This window comes from Stenotrophomonas sp. (genome assembly GCF_059505245.1).
Genome location: NZ_JCACKF010000045.1, coordinates 1 through 26,947 on the forward strand (window position 1 = coordinate 1; position 26,947 = coordinate 26,947).

Annotated in this window: 22 protein-coding genes; 8 read left to right on the forward strand and 14 right to left on the reverse strand. The window is 68.0% G+C overall.

The genetic code is table 11. The annotated features are described in order from the left end of the window. Positions 1-201: 201 nt before the first annotated feature. Positions 202-1,053, reverse strand: a complete 852-nt coding sequence (purU, locus tag AC5JLE_RS17630) for a formyltetrahydrofolate deformylase (protein ID WP_005411937.1) — start codon at positions 1,051-1,053, stop codon at positions 202-204. A 114-nt stretch (positions 1,054-1,167) separates the two neighbouring features. On the opposite strand from purU, the gene AC5JLE_RS17635 reads away from it, so the two are divergent. After that, positions 1,168-2,079, forward strand: a complete 912-nt coding sequence (locus AC5JLE_RS17635; RefSeq protein WP_164109154.1) for a LysR family transcriptional regulator — start codon at positions 1,168-1,170, stop codon at positions 2,077-2,079. 3 nt (positions 2,080-2,082) lie between these two features. On the opposite strand, the gene AC5JLE_RS17640 is transcribed toward AC5JLE_RS17635, so the two are convergent. The 3 genes from AC5JLE_RS17640 to AC5JLE_RS17650 form a co-directional block, all read right to left on the reverse strand. Then, on the reverse strand, positions 2,083-3,183 hold the full coding sequence (locus tag AC5JLE_RS17640; protein ID WP_014645582.1) for an NADH:flavin oxidoreductase/NADH oxidase: 1,101 nt from the start codon (positions 3,181-3,183) through the stop codon (positions 2,083-2,085). 141 nt (positions 3,184-3,324) lie between these two features. Continuing rightward, positions 3,325-4,131, reverse strand: coding sequence for an NAD-dependent protein deacetylase (locus AC5JLE_RS17645; RefSeq protein WP_164109152.1), 807 nt, complete (start codon positions 4,129-4,131; stop codon positions 3,325-3,327). A 56-nt stretch (positions 4,132-4,187) separates the two neighbouring features. Next, positions 4,188-4,589, reverse strand: coding sequence for an acyl-CoA thioesterase (locus AC5JLE_RS17650; RefSeq protein WP_053494645.1), 402 nt, complete (start codon positions 4,587-4,589; stop codon positions 4,188-4,190). Between the two features lie 152 nt (positions 4,590-4,741). Between AC5JLE_RS17650 and AC5JLE_RS17655 the strand changes: the two genes are divergently transcribed. Next, on the forward strand, positions 4,742-5,377 hold the full coding sequence (locus AC5JLE_RS17655) for a LysE family translocator (protein ID WP_032956621.1): 636 nt from the start codon (positions 4,742-4,744) through the stop codon (positions 5,375-5,377). 132 nt (positions 5,378-5,509) lie between these two features. On the opposite strand, the gene AC5JLE_RS17660 is transcribed toward AC5JLE_RS17655, so the two are convergent. Continuing rightward, a complete protein-coding gene (locus AC5JLE_RS17660) occupies positions 5,510-6,529 on the reverse strand; it encodes a ribonucleotide-diphosphate reductase subunit beta (protein WP_005420683.1) in 1,020 nt (339 codons plus the stop codon). Positions 6,530-6,673: 144 nt separating this feature from the next. Further along, positions 6,674-9,076 (reverse strand): ribonucleoside-diphosphate reductase subunit alpha, encoded by a 2,403-nt coding sequence (locus AC5JLE_RS17665; protein WP_496065512.1) that lies wholly within the window; start codon positions 9,074-9,076, stop codon positions 6,674-6,676. Between the two features lie 554 nt (positions 9,077-9,630). Here AC5JLE_RS17665 and AC5JLE_RS17670 point away from each other — a divergent pair. Next, entirely contained in the window at positions 9,631-10,467 is an 837-nt protein-coding gene (locus tag AC5JLE_RS17670) for a DUF2884 family protein (RefSeq protein ID WP_049404994.1), read from the forward strand. A gap of 100 nt (positions 10,468-10,567) precedes the next feature. Here AC5JLE_RS17670 and zapE read toward each other — a convergent pair whose 3' ends face one another. Together zapE and AC5JLE_RS17680 are read right to left on the reverse strand one after the other, a co-directional pair. Then, on the reverse strand, positions 10,568-11,668 hold the full coding sequence (gene zapE / locus AC5JLE_RS17675; RefSeq protein ID WP_100450897.1) for a cell division protein ZapE: 1,101 nt from the start codon (positions 11,666-11,668) through the stop codon (positions 10,568-10,570). Next, complete coding sequence (locus AC5JLE_RS17680; RefSeq protein WP_100450896.1) at positions 11,665-12,336, reverse strand: alpha/beta hydrolase; 672 nt, start codon at positions 12,334-12,336, stop codon at positions 11,665-11,667. The genes zapE and AC5JLE_RS17680 overlap by 4 nt, the downstream gene beginning before the upstream one ends. Positions 12,337-12,379: 43 nt before the next feature. Here AC5JLE_RS17680 and AC5JLE_RS17685 point away from each other — a divergent pair, with 43 nt between their 5' ends. After that, complete coding sequence (locus AC5JLE_RS17685; protein WP_197561821.1) at positions 12,380-13,237, forward strand: EamA/RhaT family transporter; 858 nt, start codon at positions 12,380-12,382, stop codon at positions 13,235-13,237. Positions 13,238-13,359: 122 nt separating this feature from the next. Here AC5JLE_RS17685 and AC5JLE_RS17690 read toward each other — a convergent pair whose 3' ends face one another. The 3 genes from AC5JLE_RS17690 to AC5JLE_RS17700 form a co-directional block, all read right to left on the reverse strand. Further along, complete coding sequence (locus tag AC5JLE_RS17690) at positions 13,360-14,805, reverse strand: ExeM/NucH family extracellular endonuclease (RefSeq protein ID WP_496065513.1); 1,446 nt, start codon at positions 14,803-14,805, stop codon at positions 13,360-13,362. 207 nt (positions 14,806-15,012) lie between these two features. Then, positions 15,013-15,531: a c-type cytochrome gene (locus AC5JLE_RS17695; protein ID WP_014035592.1), complete on the reverse strand. Its 519-nt coding sequence runs from the start codon at positions 15,529-15,531 to the stop codon at positions 15,013-15,015. Positions 15,532-15,739: 208 nt separating this feature from the next. Then, positions 15,740-16,357, reverse strand: coding sequence for a TetR/AcrR family transcriptional regulator (locus AC5JLE_RS17700; protein WP_014645572.1), 618 nt, complete (start codon positions 16,355-16,357; stop codon positions 15,740-15,742). 159 nt (positions 16,358-16,516) lie between these two features. On the opposite strand from AC5JLE_RS17700, the gene AC5JLE_RS17705 reads away from it, so the two are divergent. The 3 genes from AC5JLE_RS17705 to AC5JLE_RS17715 are packed head-to-tail and all read left to right on the forward strand — an operon-like array spanning position 16,517 to position 21,325. Beyond that, positions 16,517-17,680 carry an isovaleryl-CoA dehydrogenase gene (locus AC5JLE_RS17705; protein WP_014645571.1) on the forward strand — a complete coding sequence of 388 codons (1,164 nt, stop codon included), beginning with the start codon at positions 16,517-16,519 and terminating at the stop codon, positions 17,678-17,680. A gap of 10 nt (positions 17,681-17,690) precedes the next feature. After that, positions 17,691-19,301 (forward strand): carboxyl transferase domain-containing protein, encoded by a 1,611-nt coding sequence (locus AC5JLE_RS17710; protein ID WP_046427997.1) that lies wholly within the window; start codon positions 17,691-17,693, stop codon positions 19,299-19,301. An 8-nt stretch (positions 19,302-19,309) separates the two neighbouring features. Further along, on the forward strand, positions 19,310-21,325 hold the full coding sequence (locus tag AC5JLE_RS17715; RefSeq protein ID WP_414613993.1) for an acetyl/propionyl/methylcrotonyl-CoA carboxylase subunit alpha: 2,016 nt from the start codon (positions 19,310-19,312) through the stop codon (positions 21,323-21,325). A 19-nt stretch (positions 21,326-21,344) separates the two neighbouring features. Here the strand turns inward: AC5JLE_RS17715 and AC5JLE_RS17720 are convergent, their stop codons facing one another. Further along, positions 21,345-22,511: a putative peptide maturation dehydrogenase gene (locus AC5JLE_RS17720; RefSeq protein ID WP_241884586.1), complete on the reverse strand. Its 1,167-nt coding sequence runs from the start codon at positions 22,509-22,511 to the stop codon at positions 21,345-21,347. Between the two features lie 138 nt (positions 22,512-22,649). Between AC5JLE_RS17720 and AC5JLE_RS17725 the strand changes: the two genes are divergently transcribed. Beyond that, positions 22,650-22,943, forward strand: coding sequence for an NHLP-related RiPP peptide (locus tag AC5JLE_RS17725; RefSeq protein ID WP_032956215.1), 294 nt, complete (start codon positions 22,650-22,652; stop codon positions 22,941-22,943). Positions 22,944-22,950: 7 nt separating this feature from the next. On the opposite strand, the gene AC5JLE_RS17730 is transcribed toward AC5JLE_RS17725, so the two are convergent. Together AC5JLE_RS17730 and AC5JLE_RS17735 are read right to left on the reverse strand one after the other, a co-directional pair. Further along, positions 22,951-25,443, reverse strand: coding sequence for a putative peptide modification system cyclase (locus AC5JLE_RS17730; protein WP_197556925.1), 2,493 nt, complete (start codon positions 25,441-25,443; stop codon positions 22,951-22,953). A 13-nt stretch (positions 25,444-25,456) separates the two neighbouring features. Next, on the reverse strand, positions 25,457-26,497 hold the full coding sequence (locus AC5JLE_RS17735; protein ID WP_032956218.1) for a GGDEF domain-containing protein: 1,041 nt from the start codon (positions 26,495-26,497) through the stop codon (positions 25,457-25,459). Positions 26,498-26,947 lie beyond the last annotated feature (450 nt).

Below are 26,947 nucleotides of genomic sequence, written 5' to 3' on the forward strand. Positions count from 1 at the left end.
ACGGTCGGCCAGACCCCGCCCCCCGGGGCCGACCGGTTGAGCCGCTGACGGTCGGGCCCGGGGCGGGGGGGGGGCGCCGGGGGGTGCGCCCCCGGGCGCCCCCACCCCGGGCCCCCCGGCGGTGGCCGCCCCGGGCCCGGCACTACCGGATCACATCCGTGCGTAGCGCCGGGCCATGCCCGGCGGACGCGGGATGGGCGATTACCGGAACACCACCGTGCGATGCCCGTTGAGCAGGATGCGGTGCTCCACATGGCGGCGCACGGCGCGTGCCAGCACCAGCGATTCGGTATCGCTGCCCAGCCGCACCAGTTCGCGCGGTGCCATCGCATGGTCAACGCGGGCCACGTCCTGTTCGATGATCGGTCCTTCGTCCAGATCCTCGGTGACGTAGTGCGCGGTGGCGCCGATGATCTTGACCCCGCGCGCGTGCGCCTGGTGGTACGGCTGCGCGCCCTTGAAGCTGGGCAGGAAGCTGTGATGGATGTTGATCGCACGCCCGGCCAGCGCGCGGCACAGCGTGGGTGACAGGATCTGCATGTAGCGCGCCAGCACCACCAGGTCGATGCGCTCGCGCTCGACCAGGTCGATGATCTGCTGCTCCTGCACCGCACGCGTATCGGCGGTCACCGGCAGGTGGTGGAACGGTACCTGGTAGGACGCGGCCAATGGCGCGAAGTCGGCGTGGTTGGAGGCCACCGCGGCAATGTCGACCTTCAGCTGGCCGCTGTGGGCGCGGAACAGCAGGTCGTTGAGGCAGTGCCCCTGCTTGCTGACCAGCACCAGCAGGCGTGCCCGGCGGCGGCCATCATGCAGCTGCCAGTCCATGCCGAAGCCTTCGGCAAGCGTGGCCATCGCGGCGTGCACGGTCTCCAGCGGCAGGCCGGCGTCACGGTCGAAATGCACGCGCAGGAAGAAGCGGCCGCTTTCCTCATCGCCGAACTGCTGGGCGTCGAGGATGTTGCAGCCGTGGTCGAACAGCAGGCCGGACACGCGATAGACGATGCCGGTACGGTCGGGGCAGGACAGGGTGAGGATGGAATCGGGGCGCATCGCCACAGTGTAGGGCAGCTTCCTGCCCAGCAGCCGGATGATCACCGATGCAACCGAACCGCTTGGTTCAGTCCCAAGCGATACTTGGCCATCACCGTGGCAAGCTGGTCGGTCATGAACCTGTTGCAACTGATCCGCAGCTTCACCCGCACCGCAGAGACCGGCAGCATTGCCGCCGCGGCCCGCATCCTTGGCATCAGCGCCACCGCAGTCGGCCAGAACATCAACCGGCTGGAAGCGCATCTGGGCGTACGGCTGCTGAACCGGAGTACGCGCCAGCTGGCGCTCAGCGAGGCCGGCGCGCTGTACCTGGCGCAGGTCCGCCACATCGAGGCCGACCTGGCGCGCGCGCAGGCGATGGTCACCTCCGGTGATATCGAACCGGCCGGGCCGCTGCGCATCGCCAGCAGCAGCGCGTTCGGCCGCCACGTGCTGGCCCCGTTGCTGCCGTCACTGCAGCAACGCTACCCGCAGCTGCAGCTGGAACTGCGGCTGACCGACCGCGCCGTGCAGCATGGTCCAGAGGCGGTGGATGCCAGCATCCGCATCGGCGCGCAGCTGGAAGACGGCGTGGTCGCACGGCAGCTGGCACGCGTGCCGTTCGTGTTCTGCGCCTCGCCGGCCTACCTGAAGGCCCATGGCACCCCGCAGGAACCATCGGATCTGGGCAGCCATCGCGGGCTGCTGCACCGCTTCCCCACCGATGGCCGGCCGTTGCGCTGGGGCCTGCTGAAGGACGGCCAGCGTGTGGACGCCGTGCTACCGCCGAGCATGGTCTGCGATGACATCGATGCGCTGGCGTCGCTGGCGGCGGCCGGTGCCGGCATCACGCGGTTGGCTGCGTTCGTGGCCCAGCCCTACCTGCGCGATGGACGCCTGCAGGCCGTGTTCGGCGCCGACAGCACGTGGCGTCCGGAGCCGATGGAGGTCTATTTCTGCGTCAGCGATCGCCGCGACTTCACCGCCAAGATCCGCGCGCTGTTCGAGCACCTGCAGGCCGGCATGGCGCCGGCCTGGCGGGTGTGAGCCTCAGCGCGCCTTGAACACGCCGCGCGCATCGCGCGGCTCGCAGCGCAGGTACTGCGGCGCCGGTTCAACGCTGTCGCGCAATGCGGCGGCGGCATGCCACGGCCAGCGCGGGTCGTAGAGGATGCCGCGCGCCAGGGCCACGGCATCGGCGTGGCGATGGCGCAGGATCGATTCGGCCTGCTCCGGTTCGGTGATCATGCCCACGGCGATCACCGGCATGCGCACCTTGGCCTTGATCGCCGCCGCGAACGGCACCTGGTAACCGGGGCCGACGGTGATCTTCTGGCGCTCGTCCAGGCCGCCACTGGAGACATGCAGGAAATTGCAGCCGCGCGCGTCCAGCACCTGGGCCAGTGCTTCGCTCTGCACCAGGTCCCAGCCACCCTCGACCCAGTCGCTGGCGGAAATGCGCACGCCCACGGCGACCTTGTCGGACACCGCCGCGCGTACCGCGTCGAACACTTCCACCAGCAGGCGCAGGCGGTTCGGCAGCGACCCACCGTAACCATCGGTGCGGCGGTTGCTCAGCGGCGACAGGAACTGGTGCAGCAGGTAACCGTGCGCGGCATGCAGCTCGATCAGCTCGAAGCCCAGGCGCTCGGCGCGCACCGCACTGGCAGCGAAGGCGGCGATGACCTCGGCGATGCCGGCTTCGTCCAGTTCCTGCGGTGCCGGATCGGCGGCATGGAACGGCAGCGGCGACGGCGCCACGGTGGCCCAGCCACGCGCATCGCCGGCCGGCAACTGGCCACCCCCGTCCCACGGGCGGGCGGTGGATGCCTTGCGGCCGGCATGGCCCAGCTGGATGCCCAGCGGCATCGGCGACCAGCGGCGGACGCTGGCCAGCACCTGTGCCAGCGCGGCCTCGGTGCCGTCATCCCACAGGCCCAGGTCGGCCCAGCTGATGCGGCCGCGCGGCTCGACCGCGGTGGCTTCCAGGATCAACAGGCCGGCGCCGGACTGCGCCAGGTTGCCCAGGTGCATGGCGTGCCAGTCGCTGGCGCGGCCGTCTTCGGCGGAGTACTGGCACATCGGCGCGATGACGATGCGGTTGGACAGGGTCAGGGGGCCGAACGAGATCGGCGAAAACAGCTGGCTCAAGGGGGTGATGAACGACGTAGGGGGTGCGTATTGCACCGCTGCGCGGCTTCTGGATCAACCGTCTGGATGGATCGCTGTTTCGCAGCCGATCATGCCGCCGAGCGCCGAACAGCCCCTTGTAGAGCCGAGCCCACGCTCGGCTCAGCCCGCCACCCAACCGGACAAGGCTTCAGCGCAGTCCCGCTCATCCTTGAACAACAGCAGGTCGTCGGCACGGGTGCGGCCGCGGTTCAGCGCCGCCACCGGCAACCCTGCCTTCGCCGCCGCCTGCACGAAGCGGAAGCCGGAATAGACCATCAGTGACGAGCCCACCACCAGCACCGCATCGGCCTGCTGCAGATGATCGTTCACCGCCGCCACCCGCTCGCGCGGCACGTTCTCGCCGAAGAACACCACGTCCGGCTTCAGCACGCCGCCGCAGTGCGGGCAATCGGGCACCACGAATGTGGAGAAATCGGTCTCCAGGTCGGCATCACCGTCGGGGGCGATGCCGGCCTCCAGCGCGTCCCAGCCGGGATTGGCGTCCAGCAGCCGCTGCTGGAAATCCTCGCGGCCACTGCGGCGCTCGCAGCCCGTGCAGCGCACCAGATCCAGGCGGCCATGCAGGTCGATCACGTTGCGGCTGCCGGCGCGCTGGTGCAGGCCGTCCACGTTCTGGGTCAGCAGCACCTGCAGCTTGCCGCGGCTTTCCAGGGCGGCCAGGGCCTGGTGGGTGCCGTTGGGCCGGGCCAGGCCGAAGCGCGGCCAGCCCAGCAGGCTGCGCGCCCAGTAACGCTGGCGGGTGGTCGCCTCGCCCATGAAGGCCTGGTAGGTCACCGGCGGCGTGCGTTTCCACTGGCCGTCGGCGTCCCGGTAATCGGGTATGCCCGAGGCGGTGCTGCAACCCGCGCCGGTCAGCACGAACAGGCGCTCGGCGCGGTCGATGAAGTCGGTCAGTGGCAGGGTCATGGCTGCCAGATGGGGGCGCCGCAGCGCCCCCGCAAGCACCGGTTCAGCCGGTGGTCTCAGGCGGCCGGCAGCGGCGCCACCGCGATCGGGTGGCCTTCCTCGTCCAGCGCGATCATCACGAAGTGGCCGCGGGTGCACAGCTTGCGCTCGCCGCTGTGCAGGTCCTCGGCGACCAGTTCCACCTCGACCTTCATCGAGCTGCGGCCGACTTCGACGATGCGGCCGATGGTTTCCACCATCTGGCCGATGCGGATCGGCAGCTTGAAGTCGACCTGGTCGCTGCGCGCGGTCACCACGGTGCGGCGCGAATAGCGGGCGGCGGCCAGGAACGCGGCCTTGTCCATCCATGCCAATGCCTGGCCACCGAACAGGGTGCCCAGGTGGTTGGTGTGGTTGGGGAAGACGATTTCAGCCATGCGCACTTCGGTGGGCGGCACGGTCTCGGGGATCGGGGTCATGGGGGTGCTTCGGTGTGGGGTGCTGCGGATTCTAAGCGACCGGCGTGATGGCCATCGGCATGCACGTGCAACGGTCACCCGGCAGCGGTGCCTGCGCAGGCCGCGCCTGCGGCAGGCGTTACACTGCGCCACGCCCACTGCCAGGACTGCCCATGCCCGCCACTTCCGACCTGCTGGCCTTTGCGCTGGTTTCGCTGGCCATGGTGCTCACGCCCGGGCCGAACATGATCTACGTCATCTCGCGCTCGATCTGCCAGGGGCCGATGGCTGGCCTGATCTCGCTGGGCGGGGTGGCGCTGGGCTTTGTGTTCTACATGCTGTGTGCGGCACTGGGCATCACCGCCCTGCTGATGACCGTGCCGTTCGCCTACGACGCGCTGCGCATCGGCGGCGCGCTGTACCTGCTGTACCTGGCCTGGCAGGCGCTCAGGCCCGGCGGCCGTTCGCCGTTCGCGGTGCGTGACCTGCCGCAGGACAGCCCGCGCAAGCTGTTCACGATGGGCTTCCTGACCAATCTGCTGAACCCGAAGGTGGCGGTGATGTACCTGTCGCTGCTGCCACAGTTCCTGCACCCGGACGGCGAAGGCAGCGTGCTGATGCAGTCAATCGTGCTGGGCTCCACCCAGATCCTGGTCAGCGTCAGCGTGAACGGCATGATCGCGCTGACCGCCGGCAGCATCGCCGGCTTCCTGGCCGCGCGCCCCACCTGGCAGATGGTGCAGCGCTGGCTGATGGGCACGGTGCTGGCCGGGCTGGCTGTGCGCATGGCGGTGGAAGGGCGGCGCTAGCCGCTCCTTGTAGAGTCGAGCCGTGCTCGACTGCTGTTTGCGAAGATCAGTCGAGCATGGCTCGACGCTACGGAAACAAGAAACCCCGGCATTGGCCGGGGTTCTTCGTTGCGACAGGCCTGACCGTTTCGATCAGAAGTTCATGTCGAAGGCGACTTCGCCCTGCACGCCGACCTGGTAGGCCGAGACGCGGCGTTCGAAGAAGTTGGTCAGCTCCTGCACGTCCTGCAGTTCCATGAACGGCAGCGGGTTGCGCACGTTGTACTTCTTTTCCATGCCCAGCTTGGCGAAGTGCTGGTCGGCGCAGTGCTGCAGGTACTGGCGCATGTCGCGGGTCGAGATGCCGGCCACGCCACCGGACAACACGTCCTCGGCGAACTGCACTTCGCATTCGATGGCTTCGGCCAGCATGTCGTAGACCTGCTGCTTCATCTCGTCGTCGAACAGGTCCGGCTCTTCCTCACGCACCACGCGCACCGACTCGAACGCAAACTCCATGTGCGCGCTCTCGTCGCGGAACACCCAGTTGGTGCCCGAGGCCAGGCCCGGCAGCAGGCCGCGCGAACGGAAGTAGTACACGTAGGCGAACGCAGCGAAGAAGAACAGGCCTTCGATGCAGGCGGCAAAGCAGATCTGGTTGAGCAGGAACTGGCGGCGCTGTTCGCGGGTCTCGATGCGGGTCAGGTCCTGGATCGAGTCGATCCACTTGAAGCAGAAATCGGCCTTCTTCTTGATCGAGTCGATGTTCTCCACCGCCGAGAACGCCTTGGCGCGCTCTTCCGGATCCGGCAGGTAGTTGTCCAGCAGGGTCAGGTAGAACTGCACGTGCAGTGCTTCCTCATACAGCTGGCGCGACAGGTACATGCGCGCTTCGGGCGCATTCAAGTGCTGGTACAGGTTCAGCACCAGGTTGTTGGACACGATCGAATCGCCGGTGGCGAAGAACGCGACCAGGCGGTGGATCAGGTGGCGCTCACCCGGCGACATCTTGCTGTGCAGGTCGGTGATGTCGATCTGGAAGTTGATCTCTTCCACCGTCCAGGTGTTCTTGATCGCATTCCGGTACATGTCATAGAACTGCGGGTAGCGCATCGGGCGCAGGGTCAGTTCAAAACCGGGATCGAGCAGCATCTGCTTGGGCTTGTCGGCCATGGGTGTTTCCTTGAATTCCTGGGTGAGCCGCCGGGCGTGGCCCGGCGCTACCGTGGGTGTTTTTCCGCAGCCGAGCATGGCTCGGCTCTACAGGTGCGAGGTGTTCGAGTGCCGACCAACGGTCGGCACCCACCGCGCGGTGTCTTACTGGCAGGCCTCGCAGGCTTCCGGGTTTTCCAGCGAGCAGGCGATGGCTTCGTCCGGGCTGAACACCTTGGCCGGGGCCGCAGCGCTGACCGTGGTCTTGGCGATCTTGGTGGCCGGGCGCGAACGCAGGTAGTAGGTGGTCTTGATGCCCTGCTTCCAGGCGTACATGTACATGGAGGACATCGCGCCGATGTTCGGGCTTTCCATGAACAGGTTGAGCGAGGCCGACTGGTCGATGAAGGCGCCACGCTCGGCGGCCATGTCGATCAGCGAACGCATCGGCAGTTCCCACGCGGTTCGGTAGACCTCGCGCAGCGTTTCCGGAATCTGCGCCACGCCGGCGATGGAGCCTTCGGCCAGCTTGATGGCATCGCGCATATCGGCGGTCCACAGGCCCAGCTTCTTCAGCTCGTTGACCAGGTAGCGGTTGACCTGCAGGAAGTCACCGGACAGGGTCTCGCGCTTGAACAGGTTGGACACCTGCGGCTCGACGCACTCGTAGCAGCCGGCGATCGAGGCGATGGTCGCGGTCGGCGCGATCGCGATCATCAGCGAGTTGCGCAGGCCGTGTTCCTTGATGCGCTCACGCAGGGCATCCCAGCGCGCGGTGTCTTCCGGCACCACGTTCCAGGCGTCGAACTGCAGTTCGCCACCGGCGGCACGGGTGTCGTTGAACGACGGGTGCTTGCCACGTTCCTGGGCCAGCTCGCAGGAGGTTTCCAGCGCGTGGAAGTAGATCGCTTCGGCAATCTTCTTCGACAGGGCGCGGGCTTCGGCGCTGTCGAACGGCAGGCGCTTGCGGAAGAACACGTCCTGCAGGCCCATGCAGCCCAGGCCGACCGGACGCCAGCGCAGGTTGGCGCGGCGGGCGGTTTCGATCGGGTAGAAGTTCAGGTCGATGACGCGGTCGAGCTGGCGCACGGCCAGGCGAACGGTCTCGGCCAGCTTCTCGAAGTCGAACTCGTTGTGCTCGTCGAAGTGGTTGCCCAGGTTGATCGAACCCAGGTTGCACACGGCGGTTTCATCGTTGGAGGTGACCTCCAGGATTTCCGTGCACAGGTTGGACAGGTGGATCACGTTGCCCGGACGCAGGGTCTGGTTGCTGGCGCGGTTGCACTTGTCCTTGAAGGTCATCCAGCCGTTGCCGGTCTCGGCCAGGGTACGCATCATGCGGGCATACAGCTTGCGCGCGGAGATGGTGCGGTTGGCCTTGCCCTGGGCTTCGGCCTGCAGGTAGGCCTGCTCGAAGGCTTCGCCGAACAGGTCGGTGAACTCCGGCACGACGCGCGGATCGAACAGCGACCATTCCTGGTCGGCTTCGACGCGCTTCATGAACAGGTCCGGCACCCAGTTGGCCAGGTTCAGGTTGTGCGCACGACGGGCTTCGTCACCGGTGTTGTCGCGCAGCTCGAGGAAGTCCTCGATGTCGGCGTGCCAGGTTTCCAGGTACACGCAGGCCGCGCCCTTGCGCTTGCCGCCTTGGTTCACTGCGGCCACCGACGAATCCATGGTCTTCAGCCACGGCACGATGCCGTTGGAATGGCCATTGGTCGACTTGATCAGCGAACCACGCGAACGCACGCGGGTGTAGCTGACGCCGATGCCGCCGGAGAACTTCGACAGCTGGGCGATGTCGCCGTACTTGGAATAGATCGATTCCAGCGAGTCCTGCGGCGAGTCCAGCAGGAAGCACGAGGACAGCTGCTCGTGGGTGGTGCCGGAATTGAACAGGGTCGGGCTGGACGGCAGGTAGTCCAGGTTGCCCATGCGCTTGTACAGCGCCAGGGTCTCGGACACGTCCTCGCTCAGCGCGCTGGCGATGCGCAGGAAGAACTGCTGCGGGGTCTCGATCACCTTGCGGGTGTGCGGGTGGCGCAGCAGGTAACGGTCGTACAGGGTACGCAGGCCGAAGTAATCGAAGTTCAGGTCCAGCGAGATGTCGATGGCATCGTTGAGCTTGCGTGCGTTGGTCTGCACGAAGTTCAGCAGGCGGTCGTTGATCAGGCCGACTTCATGGCCACGGCTGACCGACTGCGAGAAGGCGTAGATTTCCTGGCCCGAGACTTCCTTGGCGATGTAGTTGGCCAGCAGGCGCGCGGCGAGACGGCCGTACTCGGGCTCTTCACCGATCAGCAGGGCGGCGGTGCGGATGGACAGTTCGTCCAGCTCGCGGGTGGTGGCACCGTTGTACAGGCCGGAAATGGTGCGGGTGGCCACGCGCATCGGATCCACGGCGTGCAGGCCTTCGGAGGAACGCTGCACCGCACGCACGATCTTGTTCAGGTCCACCAGTTCGGTGGTCCCATTGCGCTTGGTCACACTCATCGCGTTGGCCGTCGGCGGCGACGTCAACAGGAATTCGCTTTCCTTCTCGATGGTGGCGCTGGATTCGGTGCTCACGGCGTGTGTCCTCTTGGCGTGATTTGGGGGTGCTCGATGCATCGGGTGACGCGGCCCGGGACATGACAGCCCAGGATGGCAGGACGGCGTCGCAGGGGATGAGACCCTGCGCCTGCCACTGCCGTTGACGATCGCGGATGGGTACCCCGGGGCAACCCCTGGAATGGGGGTTGCTGCGACCGACGGCCACAAGATAGTGGGGGTAATGGGGTCCGTCAACGCCAAATGTAGTGAAATTCGGCAATCCCTTGCGCCGCAAGGATCGTGCCATCGGCGCCCTGATCAGACGCTTCAGACCTGCCGGAACGGGCTGCGCAGTCAAGTCCGAAAGGCGTCATTGCGGTGGCACAACGCACCGCGAAAACGGAACAATGACAGCTTCACATGACAGTGATGAAACTGGCTAGGGACAACCCTGTGGATAGGTGGTGGGCAGCCGGTGGGAAAGCCGGTATGGCCGGACGAATCGCCATCGCGCAGTGACTTTCGGCGGGTGACGGCGCCTGCCGAACGCGGGATGCTGGGGTCCTGCAATGACCGGAAAGGATTCCACCATGCGCCTGTCAGCACCCGCCTTGGCCCTGCTGGCTGCTGTGGTCACCGTACCTGCAATTGCCGCTGACACCCCGAAGCTGCGCGCGGACCAGTGCGGTATCCACACCGACTATGACGTGCTGGTGGACAGCGGTGGCATCTGGCTGCGGCATGGCCCGCAGGCACCGCACGAGGTGGTGTTCCACGATGGCGTGCTGAGCCTGGACGACACGGTCGTGCCGGTCAGCGAGGCCGACGCGGCCCGCCTTCGGCAGATGGAGGCCGGGGCACGGCAGCTGATGCCGGCCGCCACGGCGCTGGCCCATGAAGTGAGCGGACTGAGCTTCGACGTGCTCGACGGGGTCTATGAAAGCCTCACCGGTACCGCCAACAGCCGCAAGGTCCGGCGCCTGCGCCGGCAGGCCGATGACTGGATCGGCGGCACGCTGGGCAAGGGCTACTGGGAACAGGCTGTGTTCGGGCCAGGCTTCGAGGCCAAGGTGCAGGACATGGCCGAGTCGCTGTCCGCCTCCATCGCCCGCAGCATGCTGTGGCAGATCTTCACCGGACGCAGCGATGCGATGGAGGCACGCGCCGACCGTCTGGACGCGCAGATGGAACAGCAGCTGGAAGGCCGCGCCGAACGCATCGAGGCCCAAGCACAGTCGCTGTGCCCGCTGGTGCAGTCGCTGGCCGACACCCATGACGCGCTGGAAGTGCGCTACCAAGGCCAACCGCTGCGGCTGCTGGAGCGCAGCGAGAGCGTACGGGTGGAGCACGGCGATGGCTCGGGCCTGCAGGTGTCGGCCGGGCCGGATGAGCGGCCGCGTGACAACGCTGTGGCACCTTCCCGATAGCTGCGCGGCGCTGCTGTAGAGCCGAGCCCATGCTCGGCTCCCTTTCGGCACATCATCCAGAAGCAGCCGAGCGTGGGCTCGGCTCTACAGTAAACCGCCCTCACGCCCGGTGCGGGGTACCCAGGTACTCGGCGCTCTGCATCTCGATCAGGCGGGAGGCGGTGCGTTCGAACGCGCCCTGCAGGCGCTGGCCGGTGTACAGCTCGATCGGCGAGGTGCTGGCGGTGCAGACCAGGTTGACGTGGCGGTCGTACAGCTCGTCGATCAGGTTGACGAAGCGGCGCGCGGCATCCTCATTCAAGCGGTCGAAGGCTGGAATGCCGCCCAGCAGCACCGTGTTGAACTCGTGCGCGATCTCGATGTAATCCGAGGGCCCGCGCGGGCCTTCGCACAGCGCGGCGAAATCGAACCAGGCAATGCTCTTGCCGCGGCCACGCACCGGGATCTTGCGGCCCTCGATCTCGATGTTGCCGGGCTTGGCCGGCTGGCCGCCGCTCAGCTCGTTCCAGCGCGTGGCCAGCCAGTCGTCGCTGTCGGCCGCCAGCGGTGCGCGGTATACCGGCGAGCGGGTCAGCGCGCGCATCCGGTAATCCTCGGTACCTTCGGCGTACAGCTCGACGCAGAAGCGCTGCAGCAGGCCGATGGCCGGCAGGAAGCTCTCGCGCTGCAGGCCGTTGAGGTACAGGTTCTCCACTGCGGTGTTGGAGGTGGTGACCAGGGTCACGCCCTCGGCGAACAGCCGCTCCAGCAGCCGCGCCAGCAGCATCGCATCGCCGATGTCGGTGACGAAGAACTCGTCCAGCACCAGCACGCGCAGGTTGCTGCGCCATTCCTGGGCGATCTTCGCCAGCGGGTCGCTCTGGCCCTGGTGCTCGCGCAGGCGCTCATGGACGCTGCGCATGAAGCGGTGGAAATGGGTGCGGTACTTCTGCTTGATCGGCAGCCCGTCGTAGAACAGGTCGACCAGGAAGGTCTTGCCACGGCCGACGCCGCCCCAGAAGTACAGGCCCTTGACCGGCTCGGGCTTCTTCCAGAACGAAGACAGGCGGTCCAGCCAGCCATCCTCGGCACTGTCCAGCAGGCCCAGGTGGATGCGGTCCAGCTCGGCCAGCGCCGCATGCTGGGCCGGATCGTTCTGCCAGTCGCCACGGGCAACCCCTTCCGCATACCGCTGCGACGGGGTCAGCTCGGGTGCACTCATGCCGCCGCGCCCAGCCAGTGCTTGACGCCGTGGGTCAGCGCGCCGCGCAGGTCGATCAGCTTGCGGTGGAAGAAGTGGCTGGTCTCGGGCATGCGCACCAGCTCATGCGGGAAATCCAGCGAGTCCAGCCACTGGTAGACGGCCTGCGGGTCGACGATCTCGTCCTGCTCGCCCTGGATCACCAGCCAGCGCGCCGGCGGCGCGATGCCGTCGAAATCCCAGCGACCGGCCGGCGGCGCGATCGAGATCAGCGCTTCCGGCTGCAGCGTGGCGGCGGCCTTCAGCGACACGAACGCACCGAAGCTGAAACCGGCCAGCCAGAGGCGGTCGTCCGGGCGCTGGCTGCGCACCCAGGCCGCGACGGCCTTCAGGTCATCCTGCTCGCCCACGCCGCCATCGAAGGTGCCAGCCGAACCACCCACGCTGCGGAAGTTGAAGCGCACCGTGGCGATGCCCAGCTCGCGCAGGGTGGAGGCGGTCATGGTGACCACCTTGTTGTGCAGGGTGCCACCTTCGGTGGACAGCGGATGGCAGACGATGGCCACGATCGGCTGCACCGGCACATCGGCCTTGGGCAGGTCGACGACCACTTCCAGCGGGCCGGCCGGGCCGTCCAGTTCGAGGCAGGCGGTTTCGCCGGGGGCAACGGGGAACAAGGGCTTGTGCATGGCACCATGATACCGTCCCCCGCCCCTGCCCTGTGCCCGCCCCATGCTCTATCTGTCACTGGCCGTGATCTGCAGTGTGCTGGTTTCGGTGTTGTTGAAGGTGGCCGCACGCCGCCAGCTGGATGTTGCGCAGATGGTCACCTGGAACTATCTGGTAGCGGCAACGCTCACCGCCGTGGTGCTGCAGCCACCGCTGGATGCGCTGCGCGCGCCGCATGCGCCGTGGCTGTCACTGCTGGCGCTGGCGGTGGTGCTGCCCTCGATCTTCCTGGTACTGGGCCGCGCGGTGGCGGTGGCCGGCATCGTCCGCAGCGACGTGGCGCAGCGGCTGTCGTTGCTGCTTTCCCTGGCCGCCGCCTTCCTGTGCTTCGGCCAGACCGCAACGCCCTGGAAACTGGCCGGCCTGGGCCTGGGCCTGCTGGCGATGGTAGCCATCAGCCTGCGCCCGCGCGGCCCGGCGGTGGCGTCCTCACCCGGCGGCTGGGGCTGGCTGCTGGGCGTATGGGCCGGATTCGCAGCGGTGGACGTGCTGCTCAAGCAGGTGGCGCTGTCCGGCACGCCGTCGATGGCGGCGGTGCTGGCCAGTTTCAGCGTCGCCTTCGTGCTGATGCTGGCAATGCAGCTGTGGCGGCATGTCAGTGGCCGCAGCCGACTGGCCTGGCGCAACCTCGGCGCGGGTGCACTGCTGGGCCTGCTCAATGGCGGCAACATCCTGTTCTATGTGCATGCGCACCAGGCGATGCCAGAGAGCCCGGCCACCGTGTTCGCCGGCATGAACATCGGCGTGGTGGTGCTGGGCGCGCTGGTAGGCATGTTCGTCTTCGGCGAGGCCACCACGAAGTGGAACCGCGCGGGACTGGCGCTGGCGGTGCTGGCGATCGGGATGATCGCCTGGGGGTGAGCGATACCCGGGGTCGGATCCCATTCCCACGGAATGGGCTCTGACCCCTACGCCTCAGACCCCGCGATGCCTTGGGTCAGAGCCCATTCCGTGGGAATGGGATCCGACCCCGGCCTGGCGCGTTACTTGTCGAAGCCCAGCAGCAGCGGGTCGTGGTCGGAGCTGCGCCACGGGCCCTGCACGTTGCGGCCCTGGTAGCCGCTGGCGTCCTGCTCGTCGGCGTTGCTGTGCCATTCGGCGGCACCGCGCAGGCGCCTGGCCATGCCCGGGTTCAGCAGCGCGTGGTCGAGGCGGCCGGTGTAGCCGTTGTAGACGTAGCTGTAGGGATGCTCGACCTTGGCAACCTTGAACGCGTCCTGCCAGCCCAGATCATGCAGGGCGCGGATCGGGTCTTCCATCGCGTAGGCATTGAAGTCACCCAGCAGCACCGCGTCCCTGGCGCCGGTACCGGTCGGATCGGTCTGCAGCCAGGCGTGCAGCTGCTGCGCCGACGTCACACGGGTGGCGTTCCAGCAGCCCTGATTGTCGTTGCGATCGGCGTCGGCACCGGCCGCGTCACGGCAACCCTTCGATTTGAAATGGTTGGCAACCACCACGAACGGCGCGCCCTGCTTGCCCTGGAAGGCCTGCGCCAACGGTACGCGGCTGTGCTCGACGAACGGGCCGCCGGTCAGCGTGGCCGGCTTGCCGACCGGCTGCAGGCGCGTGCTGCGATAGATGATGCCGACCCGGATCGGGTTGTCGCCGGGGCCGTTGCCGGCGTCGACGAAGCGCCAGTCGCCCTGCGCGCCGCGGTCGCGGTTGAGCGCATCGACCAGTTCGGCGATGGCCGACTGCGGGCCGTAGCCGTCGTTCTCCAGTTCCATCAGCGCAGCGACATCGGCGCCCAACGCATTGACCGTGGTGACCAGCTTGGCGAGCTGCGCCTTGTGCTCGTCCAGCGTGCGCGCGCCGCGCAGCGTCGGGAAGCCACCGCCCTGGCCGTCACCATTGAAGAAATTCTCCAGGTTGAAGGCGGCCACGTGCAGGCTTCCCGGCACCGTGGGTACTGCCGGGCGCTTCAGTTCCGGCAGCTTCAGCGCGCCTTCGACCTGCAGGCGCGGATGGCCCTGCGCGTCCACGCGCACGATGCCCTCCACGTTGCGCAGCTGCATGCCGGTGCGCAGCACCGGGTTGCCCGGCAGGTAGGGCACGCTGGCGGGGTCGCGGGCATCGCTGCCATCCTCCAGCACCAAGCGGCGGCGCCGGTTGTCGGCCATCACCTGCTCATAGCCGGCAGTGCCCGGCGCGGCCACTTCGGTCGGCTGCCAGAGGCGGCCATCGAACGCCACCGTGAGCTGGCCGAAGTGCTGCAGGCCATCGGTACCGGCCAGGGTGAGCGGCGCGGCGATGCGCACGCGCTGCCCATCCAGCGCGCGCCAGTCGGCCGGCGCGGCGGTCAGCACGACAGTGGCGCTGCCGCGCGCGACGGAGGGCGGCGCGACCGGCGTGGCCTGCGGCTGGGCCTGGGCAAAGGCGCCGACCGGCAGCAGCAGGGACAGGGCAAGGGCGAGGGAACGGCGGCGCATCAACGGGCGACTCCATGGAAGAGGCGCACAGACTAACCCTGAAATGCGAAACCCCGCCTGCGCAGCGGGGCATATGAGCGATCAGGCCTCGGTGGGCAAAGCCGGGGGATCGTAGAGCCGAGCCCATGCTCGGCTGCACCTGGCCACACCGCGCGGAGAGCAGCCGAGCGCGGGCTCGGCTCTACAGGAGGCGGCGCGTTGCGGCGGTTACTTCAGGTTGCCCAGCATCCAGTCCACGGTGGCGTGGATCTGTTCTTCGGTCAGCGCCGGGTTGCCGCCCTTGGGCGGCATGATCCCGCCGTCGGGGCCGGTATAGCCCTCGATGGCGTGCTTGTAGAGGGTGTCCTTGCCCTGCGCGATGCGCTTGTCCCAATGCGAATGGTCCAGCGTCGGTGCCATGCCCACACCGTTAGTGTGGCAGGCGGTGCACAGGTTGTCGAAGATCACCTTGCCATCCTTGGTGCCGCCGTAGGCCACCTGCGACGCCGCCTTGGCCAGCGCGGCGGCCTTGGCAGCGGCCTGCGCGGCGGCGCCGGTGCTGCCGGCATAGACCGCGCCGGTGGGCGAAATGCGCTGTTCGGTGCGCTTGGCCGCAGTGGGCGACACCTCGGGCGGAATCCGGGTGTGGATGTAGGCGGCAAGGAGGATGAGGCCGAGGGTGATGGTCGCCAGCAGCGCGATCACCATGGAGAAGCGTTTCAGGAACTCCAGATCGTAATTCCGCACTCTTCGTTACCCCTGGCTGATAGTCGTTGGACCACGGCTGAGCGACTGCGTGATGGACCGAGTATAGAACGCGCCTTGCGTGCGACAACAGGCGTCACTGCTGGTGCGGCGCAACATGCCGGGGGATGCGGTCGGGGATGGGGTCAGATCCCTTTTGCGGCGCAAAAGGGATCTGACCCCAGCAACAGAAGCCGGCCAGCGGCCGGCGCTACCGGATTACCGGGGCACCGATCGCGCGCAGGCAGAAGCTGCAGATCGCATCCACCAGCGCGTCTTCGTCGCGGTGCGCTTCGCGGCTGGGCGCGGTCGGACCGACCATCGCTTCGGTGAAGGCGCCGACCAGGCACGCGGCGGCCACATGCGCGTCCTGCGCCGGCAGCTCACCGGCGGCCACGCCTTCCTCCACCAGCCGCAGGAACACGTCGCCGAACGCGCGACGTCCGCGCATGCGCTCGGCCTCCACGTCCGGATCGACCGGTTCGACGATGAAGGCGTGCGCCAGCCCCGGCCCGGCCAGGGCGCGGCGGACGAAGGCGGTGATTGCCAGCCGCAGGCGCTCGCTGGCCACCTCCGGACCGCTGGCGATGCGCTCCATGATCGCGACCTCGTGGGCCACCGCGGCGTTGAGCACCTCCACGAACAGCTCGGCCTTGGACGGGAAGTGGCGATAGATCAGGCCGGTGGACACCCCCGCCTGGGTCGCCACGGCGGTCACCGGGGCGTTGCGCCAGCCGCCGGTGGCGACCAGCTCGCGGGTGGCCAGCAGGATCCGTTCACGGGCGCCCGCCAGGCGTTCTTCCATCAATGCAGAGCGTTTATAGGCCATGTTCTGATTCTAGTTTCAATTTTTGAATTCGTATTCACTTCTTATCCGAACCCCGCTACGCTGGGGCCATCGCCCGTGCGGGTGGCGGTCCTGCCGACCGCCGCCCGCTCCCCCGCCGGGTGCGTCCATTCCCTGCCATCCCGCCGTGGAGCCACCACAATGCACGTGCCATCCCTGAACTTCGATCTTGGCGAAGACATCGACCTGCTGCGCCAGAGCGTGGCCCATTTTGCCGCCGCCGAGGTCGCACCGCTGGCCGCCGAGGCTGATGCCAGCAACCAGTTCCCGCTGGCCCTGTGGCCGAAGCTGGGCGAACAGGGCCTGCTCGGCCTCACCGTGGAAGAAGAATACGGTGGTACCGGCATGGGCTACCTGGCCCACGTGGTGGCGATGGAAGAAATCTCGCGCGCCTCCGGCGGCATCGGCCTGTCCTATGGCGCGCACTCCAACCTGTGCGTGAACCAGCTGCGCAAGAACGGCAACGAAGAACAGAAGCAGCGCTTCCTGCCCGGCCTGTGCAATGGCAGCCTGGTCGGCGCACTGGCGATGAGCGAACCGGGTGCCGGTTCGGACGTGGTGTCGATGAAGCTGCGTGCCGACAAGCGCGGCGACCGCTACGTGCTCAACGGCAACAAGATGTGGATCACCAACGGCCCGGATGCCGACGTGCTGGTGGTCTACGCCAAGACCGACATGGAGGCCGGTGCCAAGGGCATCACCGCGTTCCTGGTCGAGAAGGGCATGAAGGGCTTCTCCACCGCGCAGAAGCTGGACAAGCTCGGCATGCGCTCCTCGCCCACCTGCGAGCTGGTGTTCCAGGACTGCGAGATTCCCGAAGAGAACGTGCTGGGCCAGGTCGGCGGTGGCGTGCGCGTACTGATGTCCGGCCTGGACTACGAGCGCGTGGTGCTGTCCGGTGGCCCGCTGGGCCTGATGGCCGCGGCCATGGACGTGGTCATGCCCTATGTGCACGAGCGCCACCAGTTCGGCGAACCGATCGGCAGCTTCCAGCTGATCCAGGCCAAGATCGCCGACATGTACGTGGGCCTGGGTGCCTGCCGCGCGTATGTCTATGCCGTGGCGCGCGCCTGCGACCAGGGCCGCACCACCCGCCAGGACGCCGCCGGTGCGATCCTGTACGCCGCCGAGAAGGCCACCTGGCTGACCGGCCAGGCGATCCAGATCCTCGGCGGCAACGGCTACATCAACGAATACCCGACCGGCCGCTTGTGGCGCGACGCCAAGCTGTATGAAATCGGCGCCGGCACCTCGGAGATCCGCCGCATGCTGATCGGCCGCGAACTGTTCCAGCGCACCCTGTAAGGCCACCGCGATGACCGTCCTGAACAGCCAGCTGCAACCAGGCAGCGAAACGTTTGAAAGCAACCGCGCGGCCATGCAGGCCGTGGTCGACGACCTGCATGCCACCCTCGCGCGCACTGCGCTGGGTGGCAACGAGGCGGCACGCGCCAAGCACACCGCGCGCGGCAAGCTGCTGGTGCGCGACCGCATCGACGCCCTGCTCGACCCCGGCAGCGCCTTCCTGGAAATCGCGCCGTTGGCCGCGCACGGCATGTATGAAGACGCCGTGCCCGCCGCGGGCGTGGTGGCCGGCATCGGCCGGGTGAGCGGCGTGGAATGCGTGATCGTGGCCAACGACGCCACGGTCAAGGGCGGCACCTACTACCCGATGACGGTGAAGAAGCACCTGCGCGCGCAGGAGATCGCCGAGCAGAACCACCTGCCGTGCATCTACCTGGTCGATTCCGGTGGCGCGTTCCTGCCGCTGCAGGACGAAGTCTTCCCCGACCGCGACCATTTCGGCCGCATCTTCTACAACCAGGCCAACCTGTCGGCGCAGGGCATTCCGCAGATCGCCTGCGTGATGGGCAGCTGCACTGCCGGTGGCGCCTATGTGCCGGCGATGAGCGACGAGACCGTGATCGTGCGCGAGCAGGGCACGATCTTCCTCGGCGGCCCGCCGCTGGTGAAGGCGGCCACCGGTGAAGTGGTCACGGCCGAGGAACTGGGTGGCGCCGACGTGCACACCCGCATCTCCGGCGTGGCCGACCACATGGCTGACAACGATCTGCAGGCACTGGCACGGGTGCGCGCGATCATCGCCCAGCTCAACTGGCGCAAGCCGGAACCGGCGATGGCGGTGCGGCCCCCTGAAGCGCCATTGCTGCCGGCCCATGAGCTGTATGGCGTGATCCCGGCCGATACGCGCAAACCCTACGACGTTCGCGAAGTGATCGCGCGGCTGGTGGATGGCTCGCGCTTCGACGAGTTCAAGCCGCGCTACGGCGCAACGCTGGTGACCGGTTTCGCCCATCTGAACGGCTACCCGATCGGCATCATCGCCAACAACGGGATCCTGTTCTCCGAGTCGGCCCTGAAGGGCGCGCACTTCATCGAGCTGTGCACCCAGCGCAACATCCCGCTGGTGTTCCTGCAGAACATCACCGGCTTCATGGTCGGCCGCAAGTACGAACAGGGCGGCATCGCCAAGGACGGCGCCAAGCTGGTGATGGCGGTGGCCTGTGCCAGGGTGCCCAAGTTCACCGTGGTGATCGGCGGCTCGTTCGGTGCCGGCAACTACGGCATGTGCGGCCGTGCGTACTCGCCGAACTTCCTGTGGATGTGGCCGAACGCGCGCATCGGCGTGATGGGCGGCGAGCAGGCCGCCAGTGTGCTGGCCACGGTCAAGCGCGATGGCATTGAAGCCAAGGGCGGCCAGTGGCCGGCGGCGGAAGAGGATGCCTTCAAGGCACCGATCCGCGACCAGTTCGAACAGCAGGGCCACCCGTACTACGCCAGCGCGCGCCTGTGGGACGACGGCGTGATCGATCCGGCCGACACCCGCCAGGTGCTGGCGCTGGCGCTGTCGGCCAGCCTCAACGCCGCCCCGCAGCAGACGCGCTTCGGCGTGTTCCGCATGTGACCCGTGCCATGACCGAGCACGCTCCTATGAAGCACGTTGCCATGTTCAGCAAAGTCCTGATCGCCAACCGCGGCGAAATCGCCTGCCGCGTCATCGCTACCTGCCGCCGCCTCGGCATCGCCACCGTGGCGGTGTATTCCGATGCCGACCGCAACGCACGCCATGTGCGCCTGGCCGACGAAGCCGTCCACATCGGCCCGGCCGCCGCACGCGAGAGCTACCTGCGTGGCGATGCCCTGCTTGATGCCGCGCGCACTACCGGCGCACAGGCCATCCACCCCGGTTATGGCTTCCTGTCCGAGAATGCCGACTTCGCCGATGCCTGCGCCGCCGCCGGCATCACCTTCATCGGGCCACCGCCCAGCGCCATCCGCGCGATGGGTGACAAGAGCGCGGCCAAGGCGCTGATGGCCAAGGCCGGTGTGCCGCTGACGCCGGGTTACCACGGTGACCAGCAGGCGCCGGACTTCCTGCGCGCGCAGGCCGATGGCATCGGCTACCCGGTGCTGATCAAGGCCAGCGCCGGTGGCGGTGGCAAGGGCATGCGCAAGGTCGAACGCAGCGAGGACTTCGTCGATGCGCTGGCCAGCTGCCAGCGCGAGGCGGCCTCGGCGTTCGGCAACGACCACGTGCTGGTCGAGAAGTACGTCGAGCGCCCGCGCCATATCGAGATCCAGGTGTTCGGTGACAGCCACGGTGAGGCGGTCTACCTGTTCGAGCGCGACTGCTCGGTGCAGCGCCGCCACCAGAAGGTGCTGGAAGAAGCACCCGCGCCGGGCATGAGCGCGGAACGTCGTGCTGCAATGGGCAAGGCCGCGGTCGATGCCGCACGCGCAGTGGGCTATGAGGGTGCGGGCACGGTGGAATTCATCGCCGGCCCGGACGGCGATTTCTACTTCATGGAAATGAACACCCGCCTGCAGGTCGAGCACCCGGTCACCGAATACATCACCGGCACCGACCTGGTGGAGTGGCAGCTGCGCGTGGCTTCGGGCCAACCGCTGCCGCTGCGCCAGGACCAGCTGGCCATCCACGGCCACGCGATCGAAGCGCGTCTGTACGCCGAGGATGCCGACCGTGGCTTCCTGCCCTCCACCGGCACCCTGCGCCGCCTGCGCCTGCCGGCAGCGTCGGCCAACGTGCGCGTCGATACCGGCGTGGAGGAAGGCGACAGCATCACCCCGTACTACGATCCGATGATCGCCAAGCTGATCGTCTGGGACGTGGACCGCGGCGCCGCGCTGCGCCGCATGAGCCAGGCCCTGGCCGACTGCCAGGTGGTGGGCGTGACCACCAACGCCGGCTTCCTGCGCCGCCTGGTGAATACCGATTCGTTCGCGCACGCCAGGCTGGATACGGCGCTGATCGAACGCGAACAGGCGGCATTGAGTGCCGTGGGCGACGCGGGTGCGGACCTGTGGCTGCTGGCCGCCGTGGCCGCGGTGGCAAGCACGGCGCCCGCCAGCACCGACGTGCGCGATCCGCATTCGCCGTGGCGGTCACAGGATGGCTGGCGCCTCGGTGCGTCCGCGCCGCGCGTAGTGCCGCTGCAGCAGGGCGAACGCAAGCACACGCTGAAGGTGTGGGCGCAGGCCGATGGCTGGCGCGTGCAGTGCGATGACGCTGCACCGGTGCGGGTGATCGGCACGGCCGATGTGCACGGACTGACGGTGCAGCTGGGCGAGCGCCGCGGGTCGCTGCAGCTGCTGCGCGACGGTAACCAGCTGTACCTGTTCGGCGCCGACGGCCAGCACCGCTTCACCCTGCATGATCCAGTGGGTGAATCGGACCACGCCGTGGCCGACGCCGGCAGCCTGCTGGCACCCATGCCGGGCAGGATCGTGGCCACGCTGGTCGCGGCCGGTACCGAGGTCAAGCGCGGCACGCCGCTGGTGGTGCTGGAAGCGATGAAGATGGAGCACACCCTGCAGGCACCGGCCGATGGCACGGTGAAGGGTTACCGTGCCAAGGCCGGCGACCAGGTCGGCGACGGCGCGGTGCTGGTGGACTTCGAGGCGACCTGATCGCCGGGGCGACGGCCGCTCAGCGGTCGTCGCCCGTCGCCACCCGCCCGGCCGGATCGAATTCGGCCGTGTCCAGCGTGGCACTGCGCCAGCCCAGGCCACAGATGGCCAACGCGCTCTGGCCGATGCCATCGAACCCAAAAGCACGATCGACATCGGCATCGTTGATCGCCGCTGTCACGAATGCTGCCAGCCCGCGCTCGGTGGCGCACAGGTACAGCAACTGCGAAATGTGGCCCACGTCCAGCGTCACCGCACGGTGCGCCTTGGCATGGTTGCGATACTTCCAGAAGCAGCGGTCATAACGCGGTGCCAGTACCAGCAGCGCTGGCGCATCGGCGAACCACGCCTGCCCGGACAGCATCCGCCGCGCCATCGCAGGCAACGCCTGCGGCGGTGGCGAGGGCAGCGGCAGCACGGCGTGCTGCACCGGATGATAGTGGTACAAGCCCGGTGCCAATCCTTCCACGTTCTGCACCAGCAGGAAGCCCTCGGTGGGATGCAGGCCGCCACCGGAAGGCACGTTCTTCTTCAGGAACTCGGTATCGCGCTCGACCTTCTGCACCGCGTGCGCCATCAACGTCCGCTGCAGCACCTGGGCCAGCAGTGGCAGCGGCAACGCGCGCTGCGGGTCGAAATTGCGGCAGGTGGTGCGACGCGCCAGCAGTGCATCGAACGCGGCCTCTTCGCTGCGCGGCAGCGGCTGGTAGTCGCCCTGCATCGGCTGCACCACCGGCGGTGGCGGCCCCAGGCGCTGGCGCAGGCCGGCCGCGGTGTCCAACCCCTGCCGGCGCATGTCCTCCACGCTGTCCACGGCCTGCCAGCGCGCATGGCGATGGGCCAGCGCAGCCAATGGCCACCACTGGCTGCGCCGCAGCGCCTCGTCGCGCATCTGGTGCCCCACCTCGCTCGGTGGGTCGGTCAACAGCAGGCCCTGTTCGACCAGGCGGGCCAGCATGGCCGGGCAGGCATCGGCGGGCGGTTCGCTCCAGCGGTGCGCGCTGAGCCCGCCCAGCAGCTGGCGCTCCTCGGCGTCCACCGGCAGTGGCTGGTCCAGGTGGGCGGCCAGCGCCACCCAGCTGATCTGGCTGTCCATCTCGGCGTGGCCGGCCAGCATCGCGCGCAGGTCCAGGGTGACCGCCTCGCGAGGCTCGAACATCAGGCTGGCGCAGCGGCGCAGGCGCATCGGTTTCCTTCCTTGTGCCGCACAGCCGGCATAGCAGCAACGACCGCAGCGCGGCCAACTTTAGCGACGTGCACAGCGCGGCCCTCAATGGCAGGCTGTCGCGGCCGATACGAGTAGCTCCACCTACGGACAATCCCCATGAGCCATCCCCGTCTTTCCGCCGCCGACGCCAGCACCCTGCTGGACCACCTGATCGGCAGCGAAGCGTTCCGCAGCCACTTCACCGCTTCGCCGGCCAAGGCCCTGGCCTCGATCGGGCTGGACGGTGCCGTTGGCGAAAACGACTGCATGAAGATCGGCACCCTGGCCTCGGTCGAGGAGCTGAGCCGGGTGCGTGATGGGCTGCAGGCCCACCTGTCCGGGTCGGTAGCGGCCATGACCGTGGTGTTCTGCTTCGAAGCCGGCAAGGTCGGCGAACGCATCGACGGCTGACCGACCATCACGGTGCGCCGGCCGTGGCCGGCGTCGCCCACGTGGAGACGTCATGCACGTTCAGCGGTTGCCACACCTGCAGCGCGGTGACCTCGGCAATCGCCCGGCCCCGGTGCTGGGCCAGCCAGGCCTGCTGGCGGCGGACGGCGGCGGCGTCGCCCTGCGCACGCAACGCGAGCAGCAGCACCACGTGGGCCTGCACCGGCTCGTTGCCGTCGAGCATCGGCTCGATCAGGGTGCGGGCGGCATCCGGTCGCTGCATCTGCAGTTGATCCTCCGCGCTGACGATGCGCAGCCAGCGTTCCGCGACTGGACTACGCAGGCTGCTCAGCAGCGGCCGCTGCTCGTCCAGCCAGCGCCTGGCCAGATCGAACTGGCCCTGGCGCTGGGCCAGGTGCACCAGCGCCAGCCATTGCAGGACACGCGCATGCAGCATGGGATCATCGCGCTCCTGCAGCATCGGCTGCAGCAGTGCGGCGATGGCCTGCAGTCCGGTCCGGTCCGCCGTGCCGCACAGCGCCGATACGCTGGCGTGCTGCAGTCGCTGCTGCACCTGGAAGTCGGCCAGCGTCGGCGCCGGTGCGTCTTCGCGTACCGCCTGCTGCATGGCCGCGCAATCGCGCTGCGCGGCCGCCAGCAGCAGCTGCGCGCGCAGCTTCATGCGCTGCTGCAGGGCATCGGTGGCACGGATCTGCGGCAGCAGCTGCGCGGCCTTCGCATACTGTCCCTGCGCCACCAGCACGTCCACGCCGGTCTCATCGACATCATCACGACCGCGCAGGACCTGTGCCTGGGCCAGCGTCCCGGCCGCAAGCTGCGGCTGGTTGGCGGCGATCTGTATCCGCACCAGGTGGACCAGCGGATACAGGCGCAGCGGATCCTGCGGCACCGCAGCCGCACGCGCATAGGGTTCGGCCTCGCTGAACTGGTTGGCCTGCAACAGGTACCAGGACGTGTTGGACAGCCCCGCGAACGAATCCGGATAGACCTTGGCCAGCGTGCGCCAGTGCTCCAGCGGCCAGCCACCGGGCTCCAGCTCGGCCATCCAGGCCTTCAGGTACAGCCGCTCGCGTGGCGGCAGGCGATCCTGCAGGTCCAGCGCGTGCTGCATGGCTTCGCGCGCGCGCCGCCCTTCCTCGACGCGCGCATGCAGCTTGGCCACGCCCATGTAGGCCAAGGCAAAACCGGGATCGATGTCGATCGCGGCCTGGTAGAGGTTGCGTGCTTCTTCGAAGCGACGCTGACCCAGTGCGCTCTCGGCCAGCGCGAACGCACGCAGTGCGCGCAGGTCCTGGGTCGAGGCGCGCGGCAGCGGCAGGGATTGCTCCAGGCTGGCCACCGACTCGCCCAGTCCGCGACGCAGGCGACCGACCACGTCGTCCACGGCGAACACCATCTGGTCGGATCGATCGGCGGTGGCGGTGAAGGTCTGGATCACCTGGCCACTGCCCGGTGCGGCAACATCGATGGCCAGCTCGTAGCCACCGATCTTCTGCCGCACGGTCGGCAGCAGCACCGCGCGCGCGCCCTCCCGCACCGCCACATCGACTGCGGTATCGCGGTTGAGCCGGGTATCGCCCGAGAGCCGCGCCATTTCCAGGCTTTCGCGGATCTTGCCTTCCGACAGCACGTTCACGTAGCGCGACTGTTCCAGCGCGATCCGGATCGCGTGCCGCATCGAGTCATCGAAGATCGGATCGCCGGTGAGGTTGTCGACATCGCCAAGCACCACCCAGTCACGTTCGGCGAAGGCAATGGCCGGCTCCGACCGCAGCAGCAGCCAGCCGCCCAGCACGGCCGCGGCAAGGATCAGGCCTTCGGCGGCCAGCACCAGCGGTTGCCGCCACAGCGGCAGGTCGCGGCGCGCCTTGGCGTTGGCGCGCGGCATGCGCAGCGGCGCCGAACCGATCTCGCCCACTTCGATCACTTCCTGCACCACCGGCACGCCCTTGAAGCGCCAGCGCCCGTGCGATTTCCACAGCAGGCGCGTGCCACGCTCGCCCAGTGCATCGGTGGCACGGCGGGTCAGCGATTCGGCCACCGCCGACAGCAGGATCTGGCCGGGGCGGGCCAGCATCATCAGGCGCGCCGCCATCGGCTTGGCCAGGCCTTCCACCTCCATCGACTTGGCACCGGCACGGACCGCCTCGGTACTGTTCTCCCAGGTCAGCACGTCGCCCACGTGCAGGCCGGCGCGCGCGCGCAGTTCAATCGCGCGCTGCTGGCCCAGCGCGTGCAGTTCGCGCTGGTAGTCCAGGGCGAAGCCCAGTGCGTCGACGGCGCGCTCGAACAGCATGAACAAGCCATCGGAGCGATCGATCAGCTGGCCGTTCCAGCGCTGCTGCAGCACCAGTACCAGGCGATCGTGTTCCTGGAACAGGCTTGCCGCCGCCACATCGCCGATCCGCTCGACCAGCTGCAGCGAATCACACAGATCGGTGAACAGCAGGGCGCGCAGCTGTGGGCTATGCGGGGCTGACGTTCCGTTGTCGCCATTCATCGCCTGCCTCTCCCTATTGGCCGTCCGGATCATCCGCCCAGCGCAGGCAGTTGCCGCCATCGCGCTTGGCCTGGTACAGCGCACGATCCGCGCAGGCATACCACTCGCTCCAGCCTGCCTCCGGCGCCAGCAGGCAGGCGCCGATGCTGACCAGGCTCACATGCGGCGTGCCATGGCTGCGCTCGAGCAGGCCATGCACCGCACTGATGATGAACTCGGCCGCGTGCTGCACGATCTCGTGATTGCCACGGCGCAGGATCAGGCAGAACTCATCGCCACCAAGCCGGCAGGCCAGGTCCTGCTCGCCGGCCATCGAGCGCAGGATGTTGCCCATGCTCTGCAGCACGCGGTCGCCGGCCTGGTGGCCGTGGCGGTCGTTGATCTGCTTGAAGCGGTCGCAATCGATCAGCAGCAGCGCCTGCGGCGGCCCCTCGGCCCGCTCGCGGCACTCCTGCAGGTACAGGGTGAGGCCTCGCCGGTTGTGCAGCCCGGTCAGTTCATCGGTACGCACCAGCTCACGGGTGTGGGTCAACTGATGGGTAGTGATGTACAGATTGTCCAGCGCGGTTTCCAGATCGTGGTTGCGCCGGCGCAGCTGTGCGATCAGTGCCTGTTCGTTGGCCAGCACGCGCATGATCGTGCGGCGCAGGAAATAGGCCACCAGGCCGGGATCGGATTCGACCAGCCGATGGAAATCGGCCGGGCCCAGCTCCAGCACATCGCAGTCGACCAGCGCGCGCGCACTGGCGCTGCGCAGGTGGTCGCCGACCAGCAGGCCCAGTTCTCCGAAGAACTCGTGCTGCCCGAGCGTCTTGATCACCAGGTCCTCGCCGAAGTCCAGTTCGATCTGGCCTTCGAGGATCACATACATGCGCTCGCCGCGGTGGCCACGCTGGAACAGCCACTGTCCGGCACGGAGCTTGCATGCGCGGGCGAATCTGGCGAACAATGCCACCTCGGCATCGGACAACAGAGCGTGCACGATCTCGGCCATCGCCACCCGGGCGATACCTGTCGTCACATCACTGTTCTCGGCCGCACCCCTGCCGGTCATTCCCTGCACCCGCCGCCAGCGTCCCCTGGTGAGCCGCGGAGCATAGCACCGCTTTAAAGTGTGCGCCCTATCTCATTTTGACCCTTCTGCCGATCTTGATTGATGTGAAGATCGGTGATGGCCCGTTCTGGTCACGGGTGTCCGGGCAAAACTCCTGCTGGATCAATCCGATGCCGGGTTTCACAGGGTTTCGGCCAAGTTGCCGGCACCGGGGTGCGCCTGATTGACGCTCCGCGCGTGCTGCGCCCTTGCATCGATACAACAACGCCGGCAGGTCCCCCGACCGGCCGGCGTTGTCTGGCCCTTCCCTGGCCACCCTGATCACCCGGAGCCCGGTAGTGCCGGCCGCTGGCCGGCAACAGCAACAGCGTAGGAAAAAACCCAGGGGTTGCCGCCACCCGCCCGCCCCCCCCGCAAACCCCGCCCCCCCCCTCACGCCCCCCGGTAGCT

Bases quoted from the DNA above. Each gene is read 5' to 3' on its own strand.
- AC5JLE_RS17655 (WP_032956621.1), top strand. From the start codon at position 4,742: ATGCCCGCCACTTCCGACCTGCTGGCCTTTGCGCTGGTTTCGCTGGCC.
- AC5JLE_RS17710 (WP_046427997.1), top strand. From the start codon at position 17,691: ATGACCGTCCTGAACAGCCAGCTGCAACCAGGCAGCGAAACGTTTGAA.
- AC5JLE_RS17645 (WP_164109152.1), bottom strand. From the start codon at position 4,131: ATGACCCTGCCACTGACCGACTTCATCGACCGCGCCGAGCGCCTGTTC.
- AC5JLE_RS17650 (WP_053494645.1), bottom strand. From the start codon at position 4,589: ATGACCCCGATCCCCGAGACCGTGCCGCCCACCGAAGTGCGCATGGCT.
- AC5JLE_RS17730 (WP_197556925.1), bottom strand. From the start codon at position 25,443: ATGAATGGCGACAACGGAACGTCAGCCCCGCATAGCCCACAGCTGCGC.
- zapE (WP_100450897.1), bottom strand. From the start codon at position 11,668: ATGAGTGCACCCGAGCTGACCCCGTCGCAGCGGTATGCGGAAGGGGTT.
- AC5JLE_RS17670 (WP_049404994.1), top strand. From the start codon at position 9,631: ATGCGCCTGTCAGCACCCGCCTTGGCCCTGCTGGCTGCTGTGGTCACC.
- purU (WP_005411937.1), bottom strand. From the start codon at position 1,053: ATGCGCCCCGATTCCATCCTCACCCTGTCCTGCCCCGACCGTACCGGC.
- AC5JLE_RS17690 (WP_496065513.1), bottom strand. From the start codon at position 14,805: ATGCGCCGCCGTTCCCTCGCCCTTGCCCTGTCCCTGCTGCTGCCGGTC.
- AC5JLE_RS17685 (WP_197561821.1), top strand. From the start codon at position 12,380: ATGCTCTATCTGTCACTGGCCGTGATCTGCAGTGTGCTGGTTTCGGTG.
- AC5JLE_RS17725 (WP_032956215.1), top strand. From the start codon at position 22,650: ATGAGCCATCCCCGTCTTTCCGCCGCCGACGCCAGCACCCTGCTGGAC.
- AC5JLE_RS17680 (WP_100450896.1), bottom strand. From the start codon at position 12,336: ATGCACAAGCCCTTGTTCCCCGTTGCCCCCGGCGAAACCGCCTGCCTC.
- AC5JLE_RS17715 (WP_414613993.1), top strand. From the start codon at position 19,310: ATGACCGAGCACGCTCCTATGAAGCACGTTGCCATGTTCAGCAAAGTC.
- AC5JLE_RS17735 (WP_032956218.1), bottom strand. From the start codon at position 26,497: ATGACCGGCAGGGGTGCGGCCGAGAACAGTGATGTGACGACAGGTATC.
- AC5JLE_RS17700 (WP_014645572.1), bottom strand. From the start codon at position 16,357: ATGGCCTATAAACGCTCTGCATTGATGGAAGAACGCCTGGCGGGCGCC.
- AC5JLE_RS17660 (WP_005420683.1), bottom strand. From the start codon at position 6,529: ATGGCCGACAAGCCCAAGCAGATGCTGCTCGATCCCGGTTTTGAACTG.
- AC5JLE_RS17635 (WP_164109154.1), top strand. From the start codon at position 1,168: ATGAACCTGTTGCAACTGATCCGCAGCTTCACCCGCACCGCAGAGACC.
- AC5JLE_RS17720 (WP_241884586.1), bottom strand. From the start codon at position 22,511: ATGCGCCTGCGCCGCTGCGCCAGCCTGATGTTCGAGCCTCGCGAGGCG.
- AC5JLE_RS17705 (WP_014645571.1), top strand. From the start codon at position 16,517: ATGCACGTGCCATCCCTGAACTTCGATCTTGGCGAAGACATCGACCTG.